Raw genomic sequence first — 16,418 nt, 5'->3', positions numbered from 1 at the left:
ACGACACAGCAAAGGACGACGGACACGACATGTCTACTCTCGAGATCAAGGACCTCCACGTCTCCATCGAGACCGAGCAGGGCACCAAGGAGATCCTCAAGGGCGTCTCCCTGACCATCACCTCCGGTGAGATCCACGCCATCATGGGCCCCAACGGCTCCGGCAAGTCCACCCTGGCCGCCACCATCGCCGGGCACCCCCGCTACGAGGTGACCTCCGGGTCCATCACCCTCGACGGCGAGGACGTCCTGGAGATGGGCGTGGACGAGCGCGCCCAGGCCGGCCTGTTCCTGGCCATGCAGTACCCGGTGGAGGTCCCTGGTGTGACCATGACCAACTTCCTGCGCACCGCGAAGACCGCCCTGGACGGCGAGGCGCCGAAGCTCCGCACCTGGACCAAGGAGGTCCGCGAGGCGATGGAGCAGCTGAAGATCGACGCCGACTTCGCCAGCCGCAACGTCAACGAGGGCTTCTCCGGCGGTGAGAAGAAGCGCGTGGAGATCCTGCAGCTGGAGCTGTTCAAGCCGAAGTTCGCCGTCCTGGACGAGACCGACTCGGGTCTGGACATCGACGCCCTGCGCGTGGTCTCCGAGGGCGTCAACCGCGCCCATGAGGCCAACGGCATGGGCACCATGCTCATCACGCACTACACCCGCATCCTCAACTACATCAAGCCCGACCACGTCCACGTGTTCATCGACGGGCGCGTCGCCGAGCACGGTGGGCCGGAGCTCGCTGATGAGCTGGAGGAGAAGGGCTACGACCGCTTCCTCGCGGCCACCGCCTGAGACGACCATCTCGAGAGGCACTGATCCCATGACCGCTGCTCACCCGCAGCCCGCGCCGGCCGCCGGCTCCGCCCGCTCCCTGAGCGCGGCGGAGCTGGCGGCCGTCCGTGCGGACTTCCCGCTGCTGGAGCGCACCGTGCGTGACGGGCGGCCGCTGGTCTACCTGGACACCGCGGCGACCGCGCAGAAGCCCCGTGCTGTGCTCGAGGCGGAACGGCACTTCTACGAGCGCACCAACGCCGCTGTCCACCGCGGCGCCCATCAGGTCGCCGAAGAGGCCACAGAGGTCTACGAGGCGGCTCGAGCCGCCGTCGCCGGCTTCGTCGGGGCCGACGAGGACGAGATCGTGTGGACCAAGAACGCCACCGAGGCGCTCAACCTGGTCAGCCACGGCTTCCTCAGCGCCACGCTGGACGCCCGGCTCGGACGCGGCGAATCCGCGACGTCGGAGCGCTTCGCCCTCGCGGAAGGTGACGAGATCGTGGTCACCGAGGCCGAGCACCACGCGAACCTGGTGCCCTGGCAGCAGCTCGCCGCACGGACCGGAGCCACGCTGCGGTGGATCGGCCTCACGGATGAGGGCCGCCTGGATCCGGAGACGTTCTCCGTGATCACCGAGCGCACCCGAATCGTGGCGCTGACGCACGCCTCCAACGTCACCGGCGCGATCAGCCCTGTGGCCGACGTCGTCGCGCACGCGCGGCGCGTCGGCGCCGTCGTGGTACTGGATGCCTGCCAGTCCGCAGCCCACCTGCCGTTGGACGTCCACGGTCTCGACGTCGACTTCGCCGCGTTCTCCGGGCACAAGATGCTCGCTCCCACCGGTGTGGGCGTCCTGTACGGTCGCCGTGAGCTGCTGGAGCTCCTGCCGCCGTTCATCACCGGCGGATCGATGGTGGAGGTCGTCACCATGGCGACCACCACGTTCATGCCGCCGCCGAACCGTTTCGAAGCCGGCACGCAGATGGTCGCCCAGACCGTGGGGATGCACGCCGCTGTGGAGTATCTCCACGGTGTGGGTATGGAGTCCTTCGCCGCACATGAGGAGGAGCTGACCCGGCTGCTGCTCGACGGGATCGCCTCGGTCCCCGGTGTGCGGGTGCTGGGCCCCACGGATCCCGTCGACCGGCTCGCGTGGTGGCCTTCGACGTCGAGGGGGTGCACCCGCACGATGTGGGCCAGGTGCTCGACGACGCCGGCATCGCCGTGCGCGTGGGACATCACTGTGCCCAGCCGGTGCATCGGCGGCTCGGCGTCCACGCCTCGGCCCGAGCCTCAGCCGGCGTCTACACCACGCCTGACGAGGTCGCGGCGTTCGTGGAGGCGCTGGGGCGTGTGAGGCCGTTCTTCGGCCTCGGGGGGAGCACCTCGGGAGGGCAGCATGGCTGACGCCCTGGAGCAGCTCTACCAACAGGTGATCCTCGACCACTCCCGGGAACGCCACGGGGCAGGTGCGCTGGAGAACTACGACGGCGAATCCTTCCAGGTCAACCCGACCTGCGGCGACGAGGCCCGGCTCTGGGTCAGGCTGGACTCCTCGGAGGACGGCACGGACCTGCGCATCGCGGGTCTGGGCTGGGAGGGCCACGGCTGCTCGATCTCCCAGGCCTCGCTGTCGGTCATGCATGACCTCGTCGACGGCACGCAGGTCTCGGAGGCCGAAGAGCTGGGGGAGACCTTCCGGGAGCTCATGCGTGGTCGAGGCCGCCCCTTGGCGGACGAGGAACGACAGGAGAGGCTGGAGGACGCCTCGGCCTTCGTGGGCGTCGCGAAGTATCCGGCGCGCATCAAGTGCGCCCTGCTGGGCTGGATGGCGCTGCACGACGCCCTGCTGCAGGCGCGCGTCTCCCGCACGCCGAGCACCGAAGACTGACACCCCGGCCGGACAGGCCGGGCATACATGGCGACACCGTGGCGTTACGCCATCGAAGGAAGGAGTGCGGACCATGAGTGAGACCCCGACCGCCGAGCGGACACCGCTCGAAGACATCGAAGAGGCCCTCAAAGAGGTCATCGACCCGGAGCTGGGCATCAACGTCGTCGACCTGGGCCTGCTCTACGGCCTGAACTACGCCGAGGACGGCGCCCTGGTCATCGACATGACCCTCACCACCGCCGCCTGCCCGCTGACCGACGTCCTGGAGGACCAAGTCGGCCAGCACGTGGGCACCATGGTGGACGAGTGGCGGCTCAACTGGGTGTGGATGCCGCCGTGGGGGCCGGAGAAGATCACCGAGGACGGCCGCGAGCAGATGCGGGCCCTCGGCTTCAACATCTGAGCCTTCAGCGGCCCTCAGGCTCCTGCAGGGCGAGTCGGCGGTAGCGAGCGATCGCTGCCGCCGGCTCGTCGTCGTCCACGAGCCGCCCCTGATCGAATACGAGGACCCGGTCCGCCTGGGCCGCGAACTCCAGATCATGGGTGGCCAGCAGCAGGGGCACCTGCAGCTCGAGCAGGCGGCGGCGGAACTCTGCGGCATTGCGCAGATCCAGCAGTGTGGTGGGTTCGTCGGCGATCACCAGCTCGGGCTCAGTGGCCAGCACTCCGGCCAGGGCGACCTTCTGCCGCTCGCCGGAGGAGAGCTCGTAGACGCTCGACTCCGCCCGGTGTCCGAGTTCCAGCTGTGTCAGGATCTCCCGCATCCGGCGGGTGCGCTCCGCGCGGGACTTCACCGTCTCCCGCAGCGAGAACTCGATGTCCTCGCCCACCACCGGCATGATGATCTGCGCCTGCGGGTTCGCGAAGATGAACCCCGACCGCGGCACGGCCGGGGAGAAGCGGATCTCCCCGGCGGTGGGTGCGACCAGGCCCGCCACCAGCCGCAGCAGCGTGGACTTGCCGGAACCGTTGGCCCCGACGACCGCGACCACCGGCTCGTCCAGGGTGAGGCTCAGCTCGTGGAGGATCGTCCGACGCGAGCCATCGGGCAGGTCCACGGCGACGTGGACGGCGTCGACCTCGGTGACCAGGCGCTGCGGGCCAGAGGCGGGGACCCGCGAGCCCGATTGGACAGCCTCGTTAGACTGTCCAGGGTGTGCCGGAGCGTCGGCGCCCTTCAGCGTGCTCCTCGTCGCTCCGTCCGTCATCTCAGCCATGTCTCGACTGCTGCTCCGATCTGCGGCGGTCCGCGTCTCTCCCAGGAAGGCCTGTCAACTGTGATCAGCGTATCGAACCTCGAGCTGCGAGCCGGCGCCCGTCTGCTCATGGACGAGGTGTCCTTCCGCATCGACGCCGGTGACAAGGTGGGTCTGGTGGGGCGCAACGGCGCGGGGAAGACCACCATGACCAAGGTGCTCGCCGGCCAGGCCCTGCCCGCGGCCGGTCACGTCGAGCGCACCGGGTCGATCGGGTACCTGCCCCAGGACCCCCGAGTGGAGAACATGGAGCAGCTCGCCCGCGACCGCATCCTCTCTGCGCGCGGTCTTGACGAGGTCGTGGCCAAGATGCGCCAGGCCGAGGAGCAGATGAGCTCCTCTGACGACGCCGTCCAGGCCCGGGCCATGAAGCGCTACTCCACCCTGGAGGCTCGGTTCGTGGCAGCCGGCGGCTACGCCGCAGAGTCTGAGGCGGCCACCATCTGTGCGAACCTCGACCTGCCGGAGCGCATCCTCACCCAGCCGTTGAAGACGCTCTCCGGCGGCCAGCGGCGGCGCGTGGAGCTGGCGCGGATCCTCTTCTCGGACGCCGACACCCTGCTTCTCGACGAGCCGACCAACCACCTGGACCAGGACTCCATCGTCTGGCTCCGGGACTACCTGCAGCACTTCTCGGGCGGATTCATCGTGATCTCCCACGACGTGGAGCTCATGGAGCGCACCGTCAACAAGGTGCTGTACCTGGATGCCAACCGGTGTGTGGTGGACGTCTACAACATGGGGTGGAAGAACTATCTCGTTCAGCGGGAGCAGGACGAGGCGCGACGCAAGCGCGAGTTCGCGAATGCCGAGAAGAAGGCCACGGCGCTGCGCTCCCAGGCGGAGAAGATGCGCGCCAAGGCCACCAAGGCGGTCGCTGCGCAGAACATGTTGAAGCGGGCCGACCGCATGATGGTCGGACTCGAAGGAGAGCGACAGGCGGACCGGGTGGCCAACATCCGCTTCCCGAAGCCGGCGTCCTGCGGCAAGACGCCGCTGTTCGCCGAAGGGCTCTCGAAGTCCTATGGCTCCCTGGAGATCTTCACCGGTGTGGACCTGGCGATCGACCGAGGCTCCCGGGTGGTCATCCTCGGCTACAACGGGGCAGGCAAGACCACACTGCTGCGCATGCTCGCCGGAGTCGCCCAGCCAGACTCCGGGGCTGTCATCCCTGGACACGGGCTCAAGCTGGGCTACTACGCCCAGGAGCACGACACCTTGGACACCGAACGCACCGTGTTGGAGAACATGAAGACCGCCGCACCGGAGCTGGCGGACACCGAGCAGCGCAAGATCCTGGGTTCGTTCCTGTTCTCCGGCGATGACGTCCACAAGCCGGCGGAGGTGCTCTCCGGCGGTGAGAAGACCCGTCTGGCCCTGGCCACCCTGGTCGCCTCCAGCGCCAACGTGCTGCTGCTCGACGAGCCCACGAACAACCTGGATCCCGCCTCCCGTGAGGAGATCCTGGCCGCGCTGCGGACCTACGAGGGCGCCGTCGTGCTGGTCACCCACGACGAGGGTGCGGTGGAGGCGCTGGATCCGGAGCGTGTGGTGCTGCTGCCCGACGGCGTCGAGGATCTCTACACCGCCGAATACCAGGACCTGGTCACCCTGGCCTGATCCTGCTCCCCACAGCACAGGGCCGGGAGCGACGACTCATCGTCGCTCCCGGCCCTGTGGTGTGTCTCCCGGTGCGGAGTATGGGGCAGTGGAGGCTCAGCCCTGCCGGCTGAGGAAGTCCTCCGCGCCTCCGACGAGCTCCACGTGGCCCTGGGCGAGACCGTCCCGATTCACCGTCGAGGCGATCTCCGCAGCGAACTCCTCCACGGAGTACAGCTTGCCGGCGGCTTCCCGGCGGGCGTCGATCGCACCGGGCTCGGCACGCTCGAGCAGCGTCGCGGTGATCGTGCCTTCGATCATGTCCCCGGAGACGATGGTCAGCGTGATCCCCTTCTCGTCCAGCTCAGGGATCATCGCCACCAGGGCGTCCTCACCGGCGCGCTTGGAGCGGGCCACCGGCTCGTAGGCGTCCATGGTGGCGGTCTCATTGATGAAGTGCGCCTGGTGGCTGGTCACGAAGACCACCTGGGCACCGCGAGGCATGACGTCGAGCGCGGCGCGGAGCATCTGGACCTGGGCGTCACGGTTGAGCTTCAGGGCGTAGTCCTCGCCCCGGTCTGACTCCATGCCGCCGGAGGCGTTGAGGATCAGCAGGTCCAGGGAGCCGAAGTTCTCCACGGCGGCGTCCACGAGGCTCTTGGCACCCGCGGCTTCGGTGAGGTCCGCACCGACGGCCACGGCACGGCCGCCGGCCTCGTCGATCTGTGCGACGACCTTCTTCGCGCGGGGGGCCTTCTGCCGGTAGTTGATCACCACACCCGCTCCGCGGGCTGCGATCAGCTGAGCAGTGGCCGCACCGATGCCGCGGGACGAGCCGGTGATGATGGCGCCGGTGCCGGCGAGGTCCTGGGTCTCAGTCATGGTCAATGGTCTCCTTCTGTACTGGGTGACGGGGGTCGGCTGCGGAGCACCGGGGCTCAGTGGCCCATACCGAGTCCGCCGTCGACGGGGATCACCGCGCCGGAGATGTAGCCGGCGTCCTCGGAGGACAGCCAGCGCACCACCCGAGCGACTTCGTCGGTCTCGGCGAAACGGCCGGCGGGGATGTTCTCCAGATACTTCTTCTGGGTGTCCTCGTCGAGCGCGTCGGTCATGTCCGAGCGCACGAACCCGGGCGCCACCACGTTGGCGGTGATGCCCCGTCCGCCGAGCTCCCGGGTGAGGGACCGTGCCATGCCCACCAGCCCGGCCTTGGAGGATGCGTAGTTGATCTGACCGGGGGAGCCGTAGAGGCCGACCACGGAGGAGATCAGCACCACGCGGCCCTTGCGCAGGCGCAGCATGCCTTTGGACGCACGCTTGAGCACGCGGAATGCTCCGGTGAGGTTGGTGTCCACCACGTCCGTGAAGTCCTCTTCGGACATCCGCAGCAGCAGGGTGTCCCGGGTGATGCCGGCGTTGGCGACCAGCACCTCCACAGGTCCGTGGGCCTCCTCGACGGCGGTGAACGCCGCATCGATCGAGGCGGCGTCGGTGACGTCCGCGGCCACCCCCAGCGCGCCCTCCGGGGCTTCGCCGGTCCGGGTGGTCACCGCGACCTTGTCTCCGGCCGCGATGAACTCCTCGGCGATGGCGCGGCCGATGCCGCGGTTGCCTCCGGTGATCAGTACGCTGCGTCCGCTCATGGGTCTCCCGTCGTCAAAATGGTCACAACTGCCCACCAGCCTATGTCAGGCACACGGTGACCGTCTCGTCACATCGCCGGTGGGCGTCCAGGTCCGCGCACTAGAATGGAGCGGTGAACGAACCTGTCCAGTCCATCACGGATGCTCCCCAGCGTCACAGCGAGGAGCAGCACGGGCGCATGGTGCGCTACGCGATCTCCATGGGCATCCGTGCCGTGTGCTTCGTGCTGGCCGTCGTCGTGCAGAACTGGATGACCTGGGTCTTCCTCGCGCTGGCTGTCGTGCTGCCCTACATCGCGGTCACCGTGGCCAATGCGGGCACGGACCGGTACTTCCGCAGTCGGGATGCCGAGACGGTGGACGGGATGCGTGGTCTGCCTGCCGGCTCGGCGCAGCTGGGGGACGGCCGGGGCCCCGGAGGAGATGCGGATGATCAGGCCGCGGCAGGGGACCCTGACCGTGCCGAGGGCCATCAGGGGGGCGCCGAGGGGCAGGTGCAGATCATCGAAGGTGAAGTCGTGCGGGATGCAGGAGACGATGGACGTTCTTAGCTCGCTGGGCGGACAGGCCGGGGAGGCCCCCGGTCCGGAGACGCCGCAGTGCTCCCGCAAGGGGTGCCGGTCCGCCGCCGTCTGGCAGATCCTGTGGAACAACCCCAAGATCCACGACGAGCAGCGACGGAAGGTCTGGCTGGCCTGTGACGAGCACCGGGCATGGCTGGAGAACTTCCTGGCCCAGCGCCTGTTCTGGCGCAGCACGGTGCCCCTGACCGGCGGCGACACTGAGGAGTCCGCGACATGAGCCGGTACCGATTCCTGCTGACTCCCACGTGGCTGGGCTGGCTGGCCGTGTGCGTGGGCTTCGCTGTGGCCTGTGTGTTCCTGGGACAGTGGCAGCTGGACCGCCGGGAGCACGCCATGGAGGACATCAACAGGGTCGTCGCCAACTATGACGAGGACCCAGTGCCCTATGCCGAGGTGCGCGAACTGTACCGGTCTCCGGAGGCCGACGACGAATGGACCGTGACCACCCTGCGCGGCGAATATCTCTCCGACGACGTCCGGCTGGTGCGCAACCGCGGTCACAGCGGGTCCGTCGGCTATGAGCAGGTGGTGCCCTTCCGCACCCACGACGGCGACGTCGTCGTGATCAGCCGCGGCTGGTTGCCGACCGACAGCACCGATGCCTCTCGGCCCGCCTATATGCCGGAGCCGCCGCGGGGAGAGGCCGAGGTGACGGCGCGGCTGAAGCCGGGCGAGCCGGACATCGACCGGGACGCCCCGGACGGCCAGCTCGCCTCCATCGACCTCGACGAGTACGAGACGCAGCTCGGCTACGATCTCGTGACCGGCGCCTACGGGCTCATGGCCGGAGAGGATCCGGCCCCCGACCAGCAGCCGCGCCAGCTGGCCCGGCCTGAGCTGGACGAGGGCCCGCACCTGTCCTACTCCATGCAGTGGTACGCGTTCGGGCTGCTCGGCTTCGTCGGCTGGGGATACGCGGCCCGACTGACGGCCCGCAATCGGGATCTCGACGTGATCGCCGAAGAGGAGGACGGGAAGGAACGGGCAGCCGGGACGGCGTCCTCAGGGGTCTCCCGTCAGGAGCGTCTGCGCGAGGCCCGCCGACGTCGTCGGGAGCGGGCCGGTCGCGCCAGCGACGAAGACGTCGAGGACGCGTGGGTGGACGAACGGCTGGGCTCGCGCTGACCGGCTCGGGCGCCTCGGCAGCCCCTCAGCAGCCCCTGTGCTGGCGCCGGGCGGTGCGCAGCGACTCATGCAGGTTGTCGGTGCGCGGCGCCTGCACGGCCCAGCAGGGACGTCGGCTGCCCCGGCGGACGGCCCGGAGATCCTCGATCAGCAGAGCCTCAGGAATCTCCCCGGTCTCGTCGACCTGGACCCGCTTGCCCTCGCCGATCACCGGAAGTGCCCAGATGGACAGGAACAGGACCCCGATGGCTCCCGCGGTCAGGGCCGCCCACCCGAGAGCGACCCACACCGGCTCTGCTCGGTCCACCACTCCGCTCCACGTGCCGTAGAGTAGGGCGGCCGCCATGGTCAGCAGGACCCAGGGCATCGCCGTCAGCGGCATCCTCTCCCGGTAGAGCACCGTGCCCGAGCGAAGTCGAGCAGACGAGAAGCGGTGCATCAGATCACCAGCAGCAGGGCGGTGGGCACCGTCAGAAGCCCGGCAGCGGCTGGCCGTCGATCGCGGCCTGGGCGGTGCGTGGAAGCGCCGGCGGGGGCACGAGCAGGCGCTTGAGCCGCTCCGTGGTGATCACCGCGGCGCCGGCGCCGGCGGTCGCGCCTGGGCCGCATCGAGCTCAGGCAGGCCGCGAAGGTCCGTCCGCGTCCGCGTCGTCGATCAGGGACATCTCCGGGGTGCTCAGGGCCAGAGAGCGCAGGAGGTCGTCCCTGGAATGGTGCTGCATGGCGCCGTCGTCGGCGAGCATCTCCGTGAGCTCGAGGACCGCTTCCCGGCCGTAGCGGGTAGTGGGCAGCCAGGGCAGCGCCCGGTACCAGGCGTCGAAGGCCATGGTGAGCAGATGGTGCCGTTGGTGCAGGTGAGTCTGCTCGTGAGCGACGACGGCGGCGAGCTCCGCATCGGAGAGCTGGTCGAGCAGCCCGCGGGAGAGCACCGTGACCGAACTTGCGTGCGTGCGTCCGGGCAGACAGTAGGCCAAGGGCGCCTCGGCCTCGATGACATGGGCCTCATCCACGGCCGTCGCATTCGGTGCTGTGGTGGCGCCTCTGCGCTCGTCCAGCGGTGTGGACAGCAGCCTCACGAGATCCCGGTGCCGGCGTCGCGAACCCAGGACCCTGACGTAGGTGCGCAGCAGCGTGAGCAGCAGGTGGGTGCCCAGCATGACCGCCAGGCACAGGGCGAACACATGGGTGGGGAGCACATGCAGGTCCTCCAGCGCCGTGAAGTCGGCGGCGCGCAGCAGCTTCAGGACCTCCGCCACGGATTCATGGAGCGATCCGCCGAAGGGCGACAGCCCGTAGACCAGAGGCGCTCCGATGAGCGCGAGACCTCCGGCCAGAGCGATCGCCTGCCACAGGAGCATGGCGGCCCAGGGAGAGCGTGCGCGGAAACGGGCCCGGCTGAGCAGCCGGGGGATCGGTACGGCCAGCAGGAACGCCAGCACGGCGAGGAAGAGGGCCAGCGAGGTCACAGCACCAGTCTACGGGCACGTCCACATCGGACCGGGGCGACGACGGCGACGAGGAGGTCTCCGCGGGGGAGCGGTTCAGGAGGACCTGAGGATCCGACGCAGAGCGGTGGCCTCCGAGTCGGAGATCCCACCGATGAAGCGGGCGAGCACGGCCTCACGGTCGGAGGCGGTGCCGAGCACCTCATTGAGCATCTCCACCGTGTGCTCCTCGCGGCTGGCCGCGGCCGCGTAGCGGTGCGGACGGCTGGAGCGCTCCCGGGTGACCATGTTCTTCTTCTCCAGGCGCGCGAGGACCGTCAGCACCGTGGTGACCGCCAGGTCCTCGTCCAGTCGATCCCGCACGTCATTGGCGCTGAGGGACTCTGCGCTGTCCCAGAGCAGGCTCATGACTGAACGCTCGAGGTCGCCGAGGGTGGCCATGCGGTGGATCTCCTTGCCGGTGATGGGGTGTCCTGACAGGCGGAGCGAGTCTGCTCAGCCCGCTGCAGGGTGCCTTTCCACGATACTCCTGGTGGGACCGTGATTTCTACAACCTGTAGTAATGGCGTGTCACATGATGAGACGCCACCGTGCGTCAGTCCCCGGCGGCCCCGGAGTCCACGGAGCCGTCCTCGGCGCCGTCCACGGAGCCGGCCGACAGGCGTGCGCCGGCCACGCGGGTGAGGGCCTCCGGGCTGGAGGCCACCGCATCGACCGTGCGCTCCAGCGGGATCCCGGAGCCGTCGCGTCGGGCCGTCTCCGCCGGCAGCACACGGGCCGAGCCGTTCTTCGCCGCGCCCATCGCCGGGCCCAGACCTGCCCACGCCAGGCGCAGGTGGTCTTCGCCGCGGAGAAAACGATGGGCACGGACGCCGGCGGTCGCGCGCCCCTTGGCCGGGAACTCGGAGAACTCGGTCACCTTCACGCTGCCGTCCTCGAAGCCCTCCAGCGGCTCCTGTCCGGCGGCGACGGTCACCACCACCGGGGTCCAGCCCGCCAGGTCCTCCGCGACCTGCCCGTCCTCGTCCGGCACTCCCGCGCCGGGCACGACCGTGAAGCTGATGACCTCATCGCCGTCGGCGACCTTGATCCCTGCCATCCCGGCGGCGGTCCTGCCCTGGGGACGCACCAGTGCGGCGTCGTAGTGCAGCATCTGCGCCCCCGCAGTGATGAACACCAGCTGGTCGTCATCAGCAGGGGCCGCCTGGGCGCCGACGACGCGGTCCTTGCCCTTCAGCGCGACGACCTCCCACTCGTCCCGGTTCAGCGGATAGTCCGGGTTGACCCGTTTGACCCGCCCCGCGGCCGTGCCGAGGGCGACGACCTCGTCCAGGGGCACGAAGGCGATCAGGTCCTCTTTGCGCTCCAGCGCCAGGAAATCCTTGACCTTGACACCCTGGTTGAGATTCACCGTGCCGGAGGCGACGTCCACGGCGGGCATGTCCACCACCGGCACCCGGATCATCCGTCCTGCCGAGGTGATGGCGCCGATCTCCCCACGGGCTGAGGTGGGGACCATGGACGTCAGCGCGTCATGACGCCCGCGACGAGTCGGATGGACCAGTCCGGAGCGGTCCGTGGTGCGGGCCAGCTGCCCCGAGGTCGACAGCAGAGCCCAGCACGGGGAGTCGGCGATCTGCATGGCGGTGACCGCCTCATCGGGCGAGGCCACCTTCGCCGCGGGAGCCGGGGCCTCCAGGGTCTCGGACTCCACCAGCTGGGTACGGCGGTCGTCGCCGTGGGCCTCGGCCACCTGGGCCAGCTCGTCGGCCACCGCCTCCCGCAGCCGCTGCTCGGAGTCCAGGATCGCCTGAAGCTCGGCGATCTCCTCCTCGAGGCGCTGCTTCTCCTGCTCCAGCTCCAGCGTCGAGTAGCGGGTCAGCTGCCGCAGCCGCAGCTCCAGGATGTGCTCAGCCTGCGGCTGGGTGAGGTCGAAGATCGTCATCAGGCGCTCTCGGGCGGTGCCGGTGTCCTCGGCGGCGCGGATGATCTGGATGACCTCGTCGATGTCGAGGATCGCGATCAGCAGGCCCTCCACCAGATGGAGGCGGTCCTGGCGCTTCGCCAGTCGATACGCCGTGCGCCGACGCACCACGGAGATGCGGTGGTCCACGTAGACCTGGAGCATCTCCAGCAGGCCCAGTGTGCGCGGCTGGCCGTCCACCAGGGCCACGTTGTTGATCCCGAAGGAGTCCTCCATCGGGGTGAGCTTGTACAGCTGCGCCAGCACCGCCTGGGGGTTGAACCCGGCCTTGAGCTCGATGATCATCCGCAGGCCGTGCTTGCGGTCGGTCAGGTCCAAGACGTCGGAGATGCCGGCCAGGCGCTTGGACTGGACCGCGTCCTTGATCTTCTCGATGATCTTCTCCGGACCCACCATGTAGGGCAGCTCCGTGACGACGATCCCCGTCTTGCGCGGAGAGACCTGCTCGATGGAGACCGTCGCGCGGGTCTTGAAGGAGCCGCGACCCGTGCGGTAGGCGTCCCGGATGCCGTCCAGTCCCACGATCCGTCCACCCGAGGGAAGGTCAGGGCCGGGGATGTGGACCATGATGTCCTCGAGCGTGGCCTCGGGGTGCATGATCAGATGCCGCGCCCCCGCGACCACTTCACGCAGGTTGTGCGGAGCCATGTTCGTCGCCATGCCCACGGCGATCCCCGAGGCGCCGTTGACCAGCAGGTTGGGGAAGGCGCTGGGCAGCACCGAAGGCTGGGTCAGCTGATTGTCATAGTTCGGCTCGAAGTCGACGACGTCCTCGTCCAGATCGGTGGTCATCGACACCGCGGCCGCCGTCATACGGGCTTCGGTGTAGCGGGGAGCCGCCGGGCCGTCGTCGAGGGACCCGAAGTTGCCGTGGCCGTCCACCAGGGGCAGTCGCAGCGAGAAGGACTGGGCCATGCGGACCAGGGCGTCGTAGATGGCGGCGTCCCCATGGGGGTGCAGCTTTCCCATCACCTCGCCCACCACGCGGGCGGACTTCACATGGCCCTTCTCGGGGCGCAGCCCCATCTGGGACATCATGTACAGGATCCGCCGCTGCACCGGCTTCAGTCCGTCGCGGGCGTCCGGCAGAGCCCGCGAGTAGATCACCGAATAGGCGTACTCCAGGAACGAGGTCTCCATCTCCGCCGAGACGTCGATGTCGACGATGTGGTCCTCCGGGGTCACCGGGGGCTGCTCGGGGCCGGAGCGCGGGGAGCTGGAAGTCGAACGGCGGGCCATGGGCGCGGAAGGTGTCCTTCGTCGGGGTCGTGAGGGTCGGCAGGGCCTGCGCAGGCGTCCGTCAGAGCGGTCCATGCCTGCCGGCCGGAAGTTCTCGTAGTCTTGATCCTATGGGTGAACCAGCAGAAACCGGCGGATATCCGGGCCACTGGGAGGCAGATGTCGTCCTGCGGGACGGCGCCGCGGCCCACCTGCGCCCGATCGGGGCTGACGATGCCGAGCGGCTGCAGCGCATGCATGCGGCCCAGTCGGAGTCGTCCATCTATCTGCGGTACTTCACCTACAAGTCCTCACTGACGGAGAAGGAGCTGCGACGCTTCACCCAGGTGGACCACGTCGACCGGGTGGCGATGGTGATCCTGCTGGCCAGCCCGTCCGGCGATCAGGAGATCATCGGCGTCGGCGGCTACGACCGCATCGACGGCACCCGGGAGGCCGAGGTCTCGTTCCACATCTCCGACGCCCATCAGGGCAGAGGTCTGGGGTCGATCCTTCTGGAGCATCTGGCGGCAGCGGCCGGGAGCGTAGCCTGGAGCGGTTCTCCGCGGAGGTCCTGCCGGAGAACCGCAAGATGTTGGCCGTCTTCTCCGAGGCCGGCTATGAGGTGCAGCGGCGGTTCGAAGACGGCGTGGTCGTCCTCGAGTTCCCCATCGACCCGACGGAGAAGTCCCGCGCCGTGATGGAGGCGCGGGAGCATCGCGCCGAGTCCCGCAGCGTCGCCGAGCTGCTGACGCCGTCCCAGGTGGCGGTCATCGGCGCCTCCCGCGAGTACGGCTCGGTGGGGTATCACCTGGTGCACAACCTCGTAGAGGGGCGGTTCACCGGAGGCGTCCACGCCGTGAACCCGGACGCCTTCGAGGTCGGCGGCACGGAGGCGTACGCCTCGCTGGAGCACATCAAGCAGGACGTCGATCTGGCGGTCGTGGCGGTGCCTCCGGAGCGGCTGGCCGAGGTGGTGGCGGACTGCGGTCGGCACGGGGTCAAGGGACTGCTGGTGGTGACCGCGGGGCTCGAGGCCGAGGGCGCCGGAGGGTCTCGGGCATCCGGCGCCGTCCTCGATCAGCGGGAGCTCGTTCGGCTGGCCCGCGGGTGGGGGATGCGGGTGATCGGGCCGGCCTCTGTGGGCCTGATCAACACCGACCCCGACATCTCGCTCAACGCCTCCCTGTCCCCGACGATGCCCTTGCGCGGCGGGGTCGGGCTCTTCAGCCAGTCGGCCTCGATCGGAGTGTCGCTGTACGCCGCGGCCCATCGACGGCAGGTCGGGCTGTCCTCGGTGATCTCGGCGGGCAACCGCGCGGACCTCTCCGGGAACGACGCCATGCAGCGCTTCGAGGACGACGAGGCGACGCGAGCTGTCGGGATCTACCTGGAGAGCTTCGGAAACCCCCGCAAGTTCTCTCGCATCGCCCGGCGGCTGTCGCTGACGAAGCCGGTGGTCGTCGCCACATCCGACGTCACAGGCCGTCGGCTGCCGCCCGGCCATGACGTGCGCACCACGCTGACTCCGCGGGGGGCCGTGGACTCCATGCTCGAGCACTCCGGCGTCATCCAGGTCGGCAACCATGATTCGCTCATGGACGTGCTGCAGATCCTGGCCAGCCAGCCGCTTCCCGCCGGGCCGCGTCTGGGCATCCTGTCGAACTCCGCCTCGATGGGCCGGGTGCTGGCGGACGCCGCCCAGTCCCACGGGCTTCAGGCCGTACGGACGGAGTCGGGGCTTGACCTCGACGGGACCCGACGTGAGGCGGAGGATAAGCTGCGGAAGGCGCTCGACGCGCTGCTGGGAGCCGAGGAGGTGGACGCCGTCGCGCTGTGCCTCCAGCCGACCGTCGCCGGCGAGCACCAGGATCATTCCCGGGGGATCCTCGACACCGCTCGGCAGCATCCCAAGCCCGTGGTCGTCTCGCTCATCGGGGTCCTGGAGGACGATGTGCCGCTGAACCACCTGGCCGCCGCCGCGCCGGTCATGGAGACCGGCGCGCTGCAGCAGGGCGTCCCCGTCTATTCCTCACCCGCCCGCTCGGTGGCCGCTCTGGGCAAGATCGTGCGCTACCAGCGATGGCGGCAGGAGGGGATCGGCGAGCCCTGGACGCCTTCCGGCCTGGAAGGCTCCACCGTCTCGCGCACCGTCGACGAGCTCCTCGAGGGCTGGCTCGCGGAATCCGTCTCCGGGACCGCCCTGCATCGGCTCGAGGCCGAACAGGCCGCGGAGCTGCTGGGTCACTATGGGCTCTCAGTGATGCCGTCGGTCCCTTTCACGACGGCGGAGGAGGCGGTCGCGGCCGCGGAACGGCTCGGCTGGCCGGTGGCGGTCAAGGCCACCACTGACTCGCTGCGGCACCGCCTGGATCTCGGGGGCGTGCGGCTCAACATCAGCGACGCCGACATGCTGCGCCGCAGCGTGGCGGACATGCGTGCTCAGCTGGAGGGTCTCGGCGCACCGGGCCTCGAGGTCCAGGCGATGGCCCCCATCGGGCAGGGGTGTAGGGTCCGGGCCCTGGAGGATCCGCTCATGGGTCCCGTGGTGTCCTTCGGGATCTCCGGTGACGCAGTGGACCTCCTGGACGACTGGGCCCATGCCGTCCCGCCGCTGACCGACAAAGATCTCAGATCTCTGGTCCGTCGGCCGCGTGCCGCGCAGAAGCTCACGGGGCATCGTGGTCTGCCGCCGGTGGACATCACTGCGGTGGAGGAGACCCTGCAGCGGGTGGCCATGCTCAAGGACAACCACCCCCAGGTCGCCGCGCTGGAGATCGCGCCCCTGCTGGTCGCGGAGGAAGGCGTCAGCATCCTGCATGCGACCATCGACATCGCCAATCCGCAGCAGCGCACCGACTCGGCGCGCCGAGCCATCAGCCGGTGGTGAGGGCCCC

Annotated in this window: 14 protein-coding genes and 2 pseudogenes; 9 read left to right on the top strand and 7 right to left on the bottom strand. The window is 69.3% G+C overall.

Going from position 1 to position 16,418, the window contains the following annotated elements; all coding sequences use genetic code 11:
• Window positions 1-29 precede the first annotated feature (29 nt).
• From sufC to BCY76_RS05580, 4 genes and pseudogenes are all read left to right on the top strand, one after another.
• A complete protein-coding gene (gene sufC / locus BCY76_RS05595) occupies window positions 30-788 on the top strand; it encodes a Fe-S cluster assembly ATPase SufC (protein ID WP_070162438.1) in 759 nt (252 codons plus the stop codon).
• Window positions 739-2,177, top strand: a pseudogene (locus BCY76_RS05590) (SufS family cysteine desulfurase). Before sufC ends, BCY76_RS05590 begins: the two are co-directional and overlap by 50 nt.
• A complete protein-coding gene (gene sufU / locus BCY76_RS05585; RefSeq protein WP_070162441.1) occupies window positions 2,170-2,661 on the top strand; it encodes a Fe-S cluster assembly sulfur transfer protein SufU in 492 nt (163 codons plus the stop codon). Before BCY76_RS05590 ends, sufU begins: the two are co-directional and overlap by 8 nt.
• A 73-nt stretch (window positions 2,662-2,734) precedes the next feature.
• Entirely contained in the window at window positions 2,735-3,067 is a 333-nt protein-coding gene (locus BCY76_RS05580; protein WP_070162443.1) for a metal-sulfur cluster assembly factor, read from the top strand.
• Between the two features lie 4 nt (window positions 3,068-3,071).
• Here the strand turns inward: BCY76_RS05580 and BCY76_RS05575 are convergent, their stop codons facing one another.
• Window positions 3,072-3,881 (bottom strand): energy-coupling factor ABC transporter ATP-binding protein, encoded by an 810-nt coding sequence (locus BCY76_RS05575; protein WP_237089989.1) that lies wholly within the window; start codon window positions 3,879-3,881, stop codon window positions 3,072-3,074.
• A gap of 60 nt (window positions 3,882-3,941) precedes the next feature.
• Between BCY76_RS05575 and BCY76_RS05570 the strand changes: the two genes are divergently transcribed.
• Complete coding sequence (locus tag BCY76_RS05570; RefSeq protein WP_085437308.1) at window positions 3,942-5,540, top strand: ABC-F family ATP-binding cassette domain-containing protein; 1,599 nt, start codon at window positions 3,942-3,944, stop codon at window positions 5,538-5,540.
• Between the two features lie 96 nt (window positions 5,541-5,636).
• On the opposite strand, the gene BCY76_RS05565 is transcribed toward BCY76_RS05570, so the two are convergent.
• Together BCY76_RS05565 and BCY76_RS05560 are read right to left on the bottom strand one after the other, a co-directional pair.
• Window positions 5,637-6,401, bottom strand: a complete 765-nt coding sequence (locus tag BCY76_RS05565) for an SDR family oxidoreductase (RefSeq protein WP_070162447.1) — start codon at window positions 6,399-6,401, stop codon at window positions 5,637-5,639.
• Between the two features lie 56 nt (window positions 6,402-6,457).
• On the bottom strand, window positions 6,458-7,165 hold the full coding sequence (locus tag BCY76_RS05560; RefSeq protein ID WP_070162449.1) for a beta-ketoacyl-ACP reductase: 708 nt from the start codon (window positions 7,163-7,165) through the stop codon (window positions 6,458-6,460).
• 113 nt (window positions 7,166-7,278) lie between these two features.
• On the opposite strand from BCY76_RS05560, the gene BCY76_RS05555 reads away from it, so the two are divergent.
• The 3 genes from BCY76_RS05555 to BCY76_RS05545 are packed head-to-tail and all read left to right on the top strand — an operon-like array spanning window position 7,279 to window position 8,874.
• Window positions 7,279-7,716 carry a DUF3099 domain-containing protein gene (locus tag BCY76_RS05555; protein WP_070162451.1) on the top strand — a complete coding sequence of 146 codons (438 nt, stop codon included), beginning with the start codon at window positions 7,279-7,281 and terminating at the stop codon, window positions 7,714-7,716.
• The gene (locus tag BCY76_RS05550) at window positions 7,703-7,966 is read left to right on the top strand and encodes an acetone carboxylase (RefSeq protein ID WP_070162453.1); all 264 of its coding nucleotides are present in this window, start codon (window positions 7,703-7,705) and stop codon (window positions 7,964-7,966) included. The genes BCY76_RS05555 and BCY76_RS05550 overlap by 14 nt, the downstream gene beginning before the upstream one ends.
• On the top strand, window positions 7,963-8,874 hold the full coding sequence (locus tag BCY76_RS05545; protein ID WP_070162455.1) for an SURF1 family cytochrome oxidase biogenesis protein: 912 nt from the start codon (window positions 7,963-7,965) through the stop codon (window positions 8,872-8,874). The genes BCY76_RS05550 and BCY76_RS05545 overlap by 4 nt, the downstream gene beginning before the upstream one ends.
• A 25-nt stretch (window positions 8,875-8,899) precedes the next feature.
• Here BCY76_RS05545 and BCY76_RS05540 read toward each other — a convergent pair whose 3' ends face one another.
• From BCY76_RS05540 to BCY76_RS05525, 4 genes are all read right to left on the bottom strand, one after another.
• A complete protein-coding gene (locus tag BCY76_RS05540; RefSeq protein WP_070162457.1) occupies window positions 8,900-9,313 on the bottom strand; it encodes a hypothetical protein in 414 nt (137 codons plus the stop codon).
• Window positions 9,314-9,488: 175 nt separating this feature from the next.
• Window positions 9,489-10,340, bottom strand: coding sequence for a M56 family metallopeptidase (locus BCY76_RS05535; protein WP_237089988.1), 852 nt, complete (start codon window positions 10,338-10,340; stop codon window positions 9,489-9,491).
• Between the two features lie 75 nt (window positions 10,341-10,415).
• Window positions 10,416-10,760 carry a BlaI/MecI/CopY family transcriptional regulator gene (locus BCY76_RS05530; RefSeq protein WP_070162459.1) on the bottom strand — a complete coding sequence of 115 codons (345 nt, stop codon included), beginning with the start codon at window positions 10,758-10,760 and terminating at the stop codon, window positions 10,416-10,418.
• Between the two features lie 154 nt (window positions 10,761-10,914).
• Entirely contained in the window at window positions 10,915-13,542 is a 2,628-nt protein-coding gene (locus tag BCY76_RS05525) for a DNA gyrase/topoisomerase IV subunit A (protein ID WP_085437306.1), read from the bottom strand.
• 110 nt (window positions 13,543-13,652) lie between these two features.
• Between BCY76_RS05525 and BCY76_RS05520 the strand changes: the two are divergent.
• Window positions 13,653-16,411 (top strand): annotated as a pseudogene (locus tag BCY76_RS05520) (GNAT family N-acetyltransferase).
• The last annotated feature ends 7 nt before the right edge of the window (window positions 16,412-16,418 follow it).

Source organism: Nesterenkonia sp. PF2B19 (assembly GCF_001758425.2).
In the GTDB taxonomy this organism is placed as follows: Bacteria; Actinomycetota; Actinomycetes; order Actinomycetales; family Micrococcaceae; genus Nesterenkonia; species Nesterenkonia aethiopica.
This window is presented reverse-complemented; position numbering and strand designations above follow the sequence as displayed.

Bases quoted from the DNA above. Each gene is read 5' to 3' on its own strand.
- BCY76_RS05540 (WP_070162457.1), bottom strand. From the start codon at position 9,313: ATGCACCGCTTCTCGTCTGCTCGACTTCGCTCGGGCACGGTGCTCTAC.
- BCY76_RS05575 (WP_237089989.1), bottom strand. From the start codon at position 3,881: ATGGCTGAGATGACGGACGGAGCGACGAGGAGCACGCTGAAGGGCGCC.
- BCY76_RS05530 (WP_070162459.1), bottom strand. From the start codon at position 10,760: ATGGCCACCCTCGGCGACCTCGAGCGTTCAGTCATGAGCCTGCTCTGG.
- BCY76_RS05580 (WP_070162443.1), top strand. From the start codon at position 2,735: ATGAGTGAGACCCCGACCGCCGAGCGGACACCGCTCGAAGACATCGAA.
- BCY76_RS05565 (WP_070162447.1), bottom strand. From the start codon at position 6,401: ATGACTGAGACCCAGGACCTCGCCGGCACCGGCGCCATCATCACCGGC.
- BCY76_RS05550 (WP_070162453.1), top strand. From the start codon at position 7,703: ATGGACGTTCTTAGCTCGCTGGGCGGACAGGCCGGGGAGGCCCCCGGT.
- BCY76_RS05545 (WP_070162455.1), top strand. From the start codon at position 7,963: ATGAGCCGGTACCGATTCCTGCTGACTCCCACGTGGCTGGGCTGGCTG.
- BCY76_RS05560 (WP_070162449.1), bottom strand. From the start codon at position 7,165: ATGAGCGGACGCAGCGTACTGATCACCGGAGGCAACCGCGGCATCGGC.
- sufC (WP_070162438.1), top strand. From the start codon at position 30: ATGTCTACTCTCGAGATCAAGGACCTCCACGTCTCCATCGAGACCGAG.
- sufU (WP_070162441.1), top strand. From the start codon at position 2,170: ATGGCTGACGCCCTGGAGCAGCTCTACCAACAGGTGATCCTCGACCAC.
- BCY76_RS05525 (WP_085437306.1), bottom strand. From the start codon at position 13,542: ATGGCCCGCCGTTCGACTTCCAGCTCCCCGCGCTCCGGCCCCGAGCAG.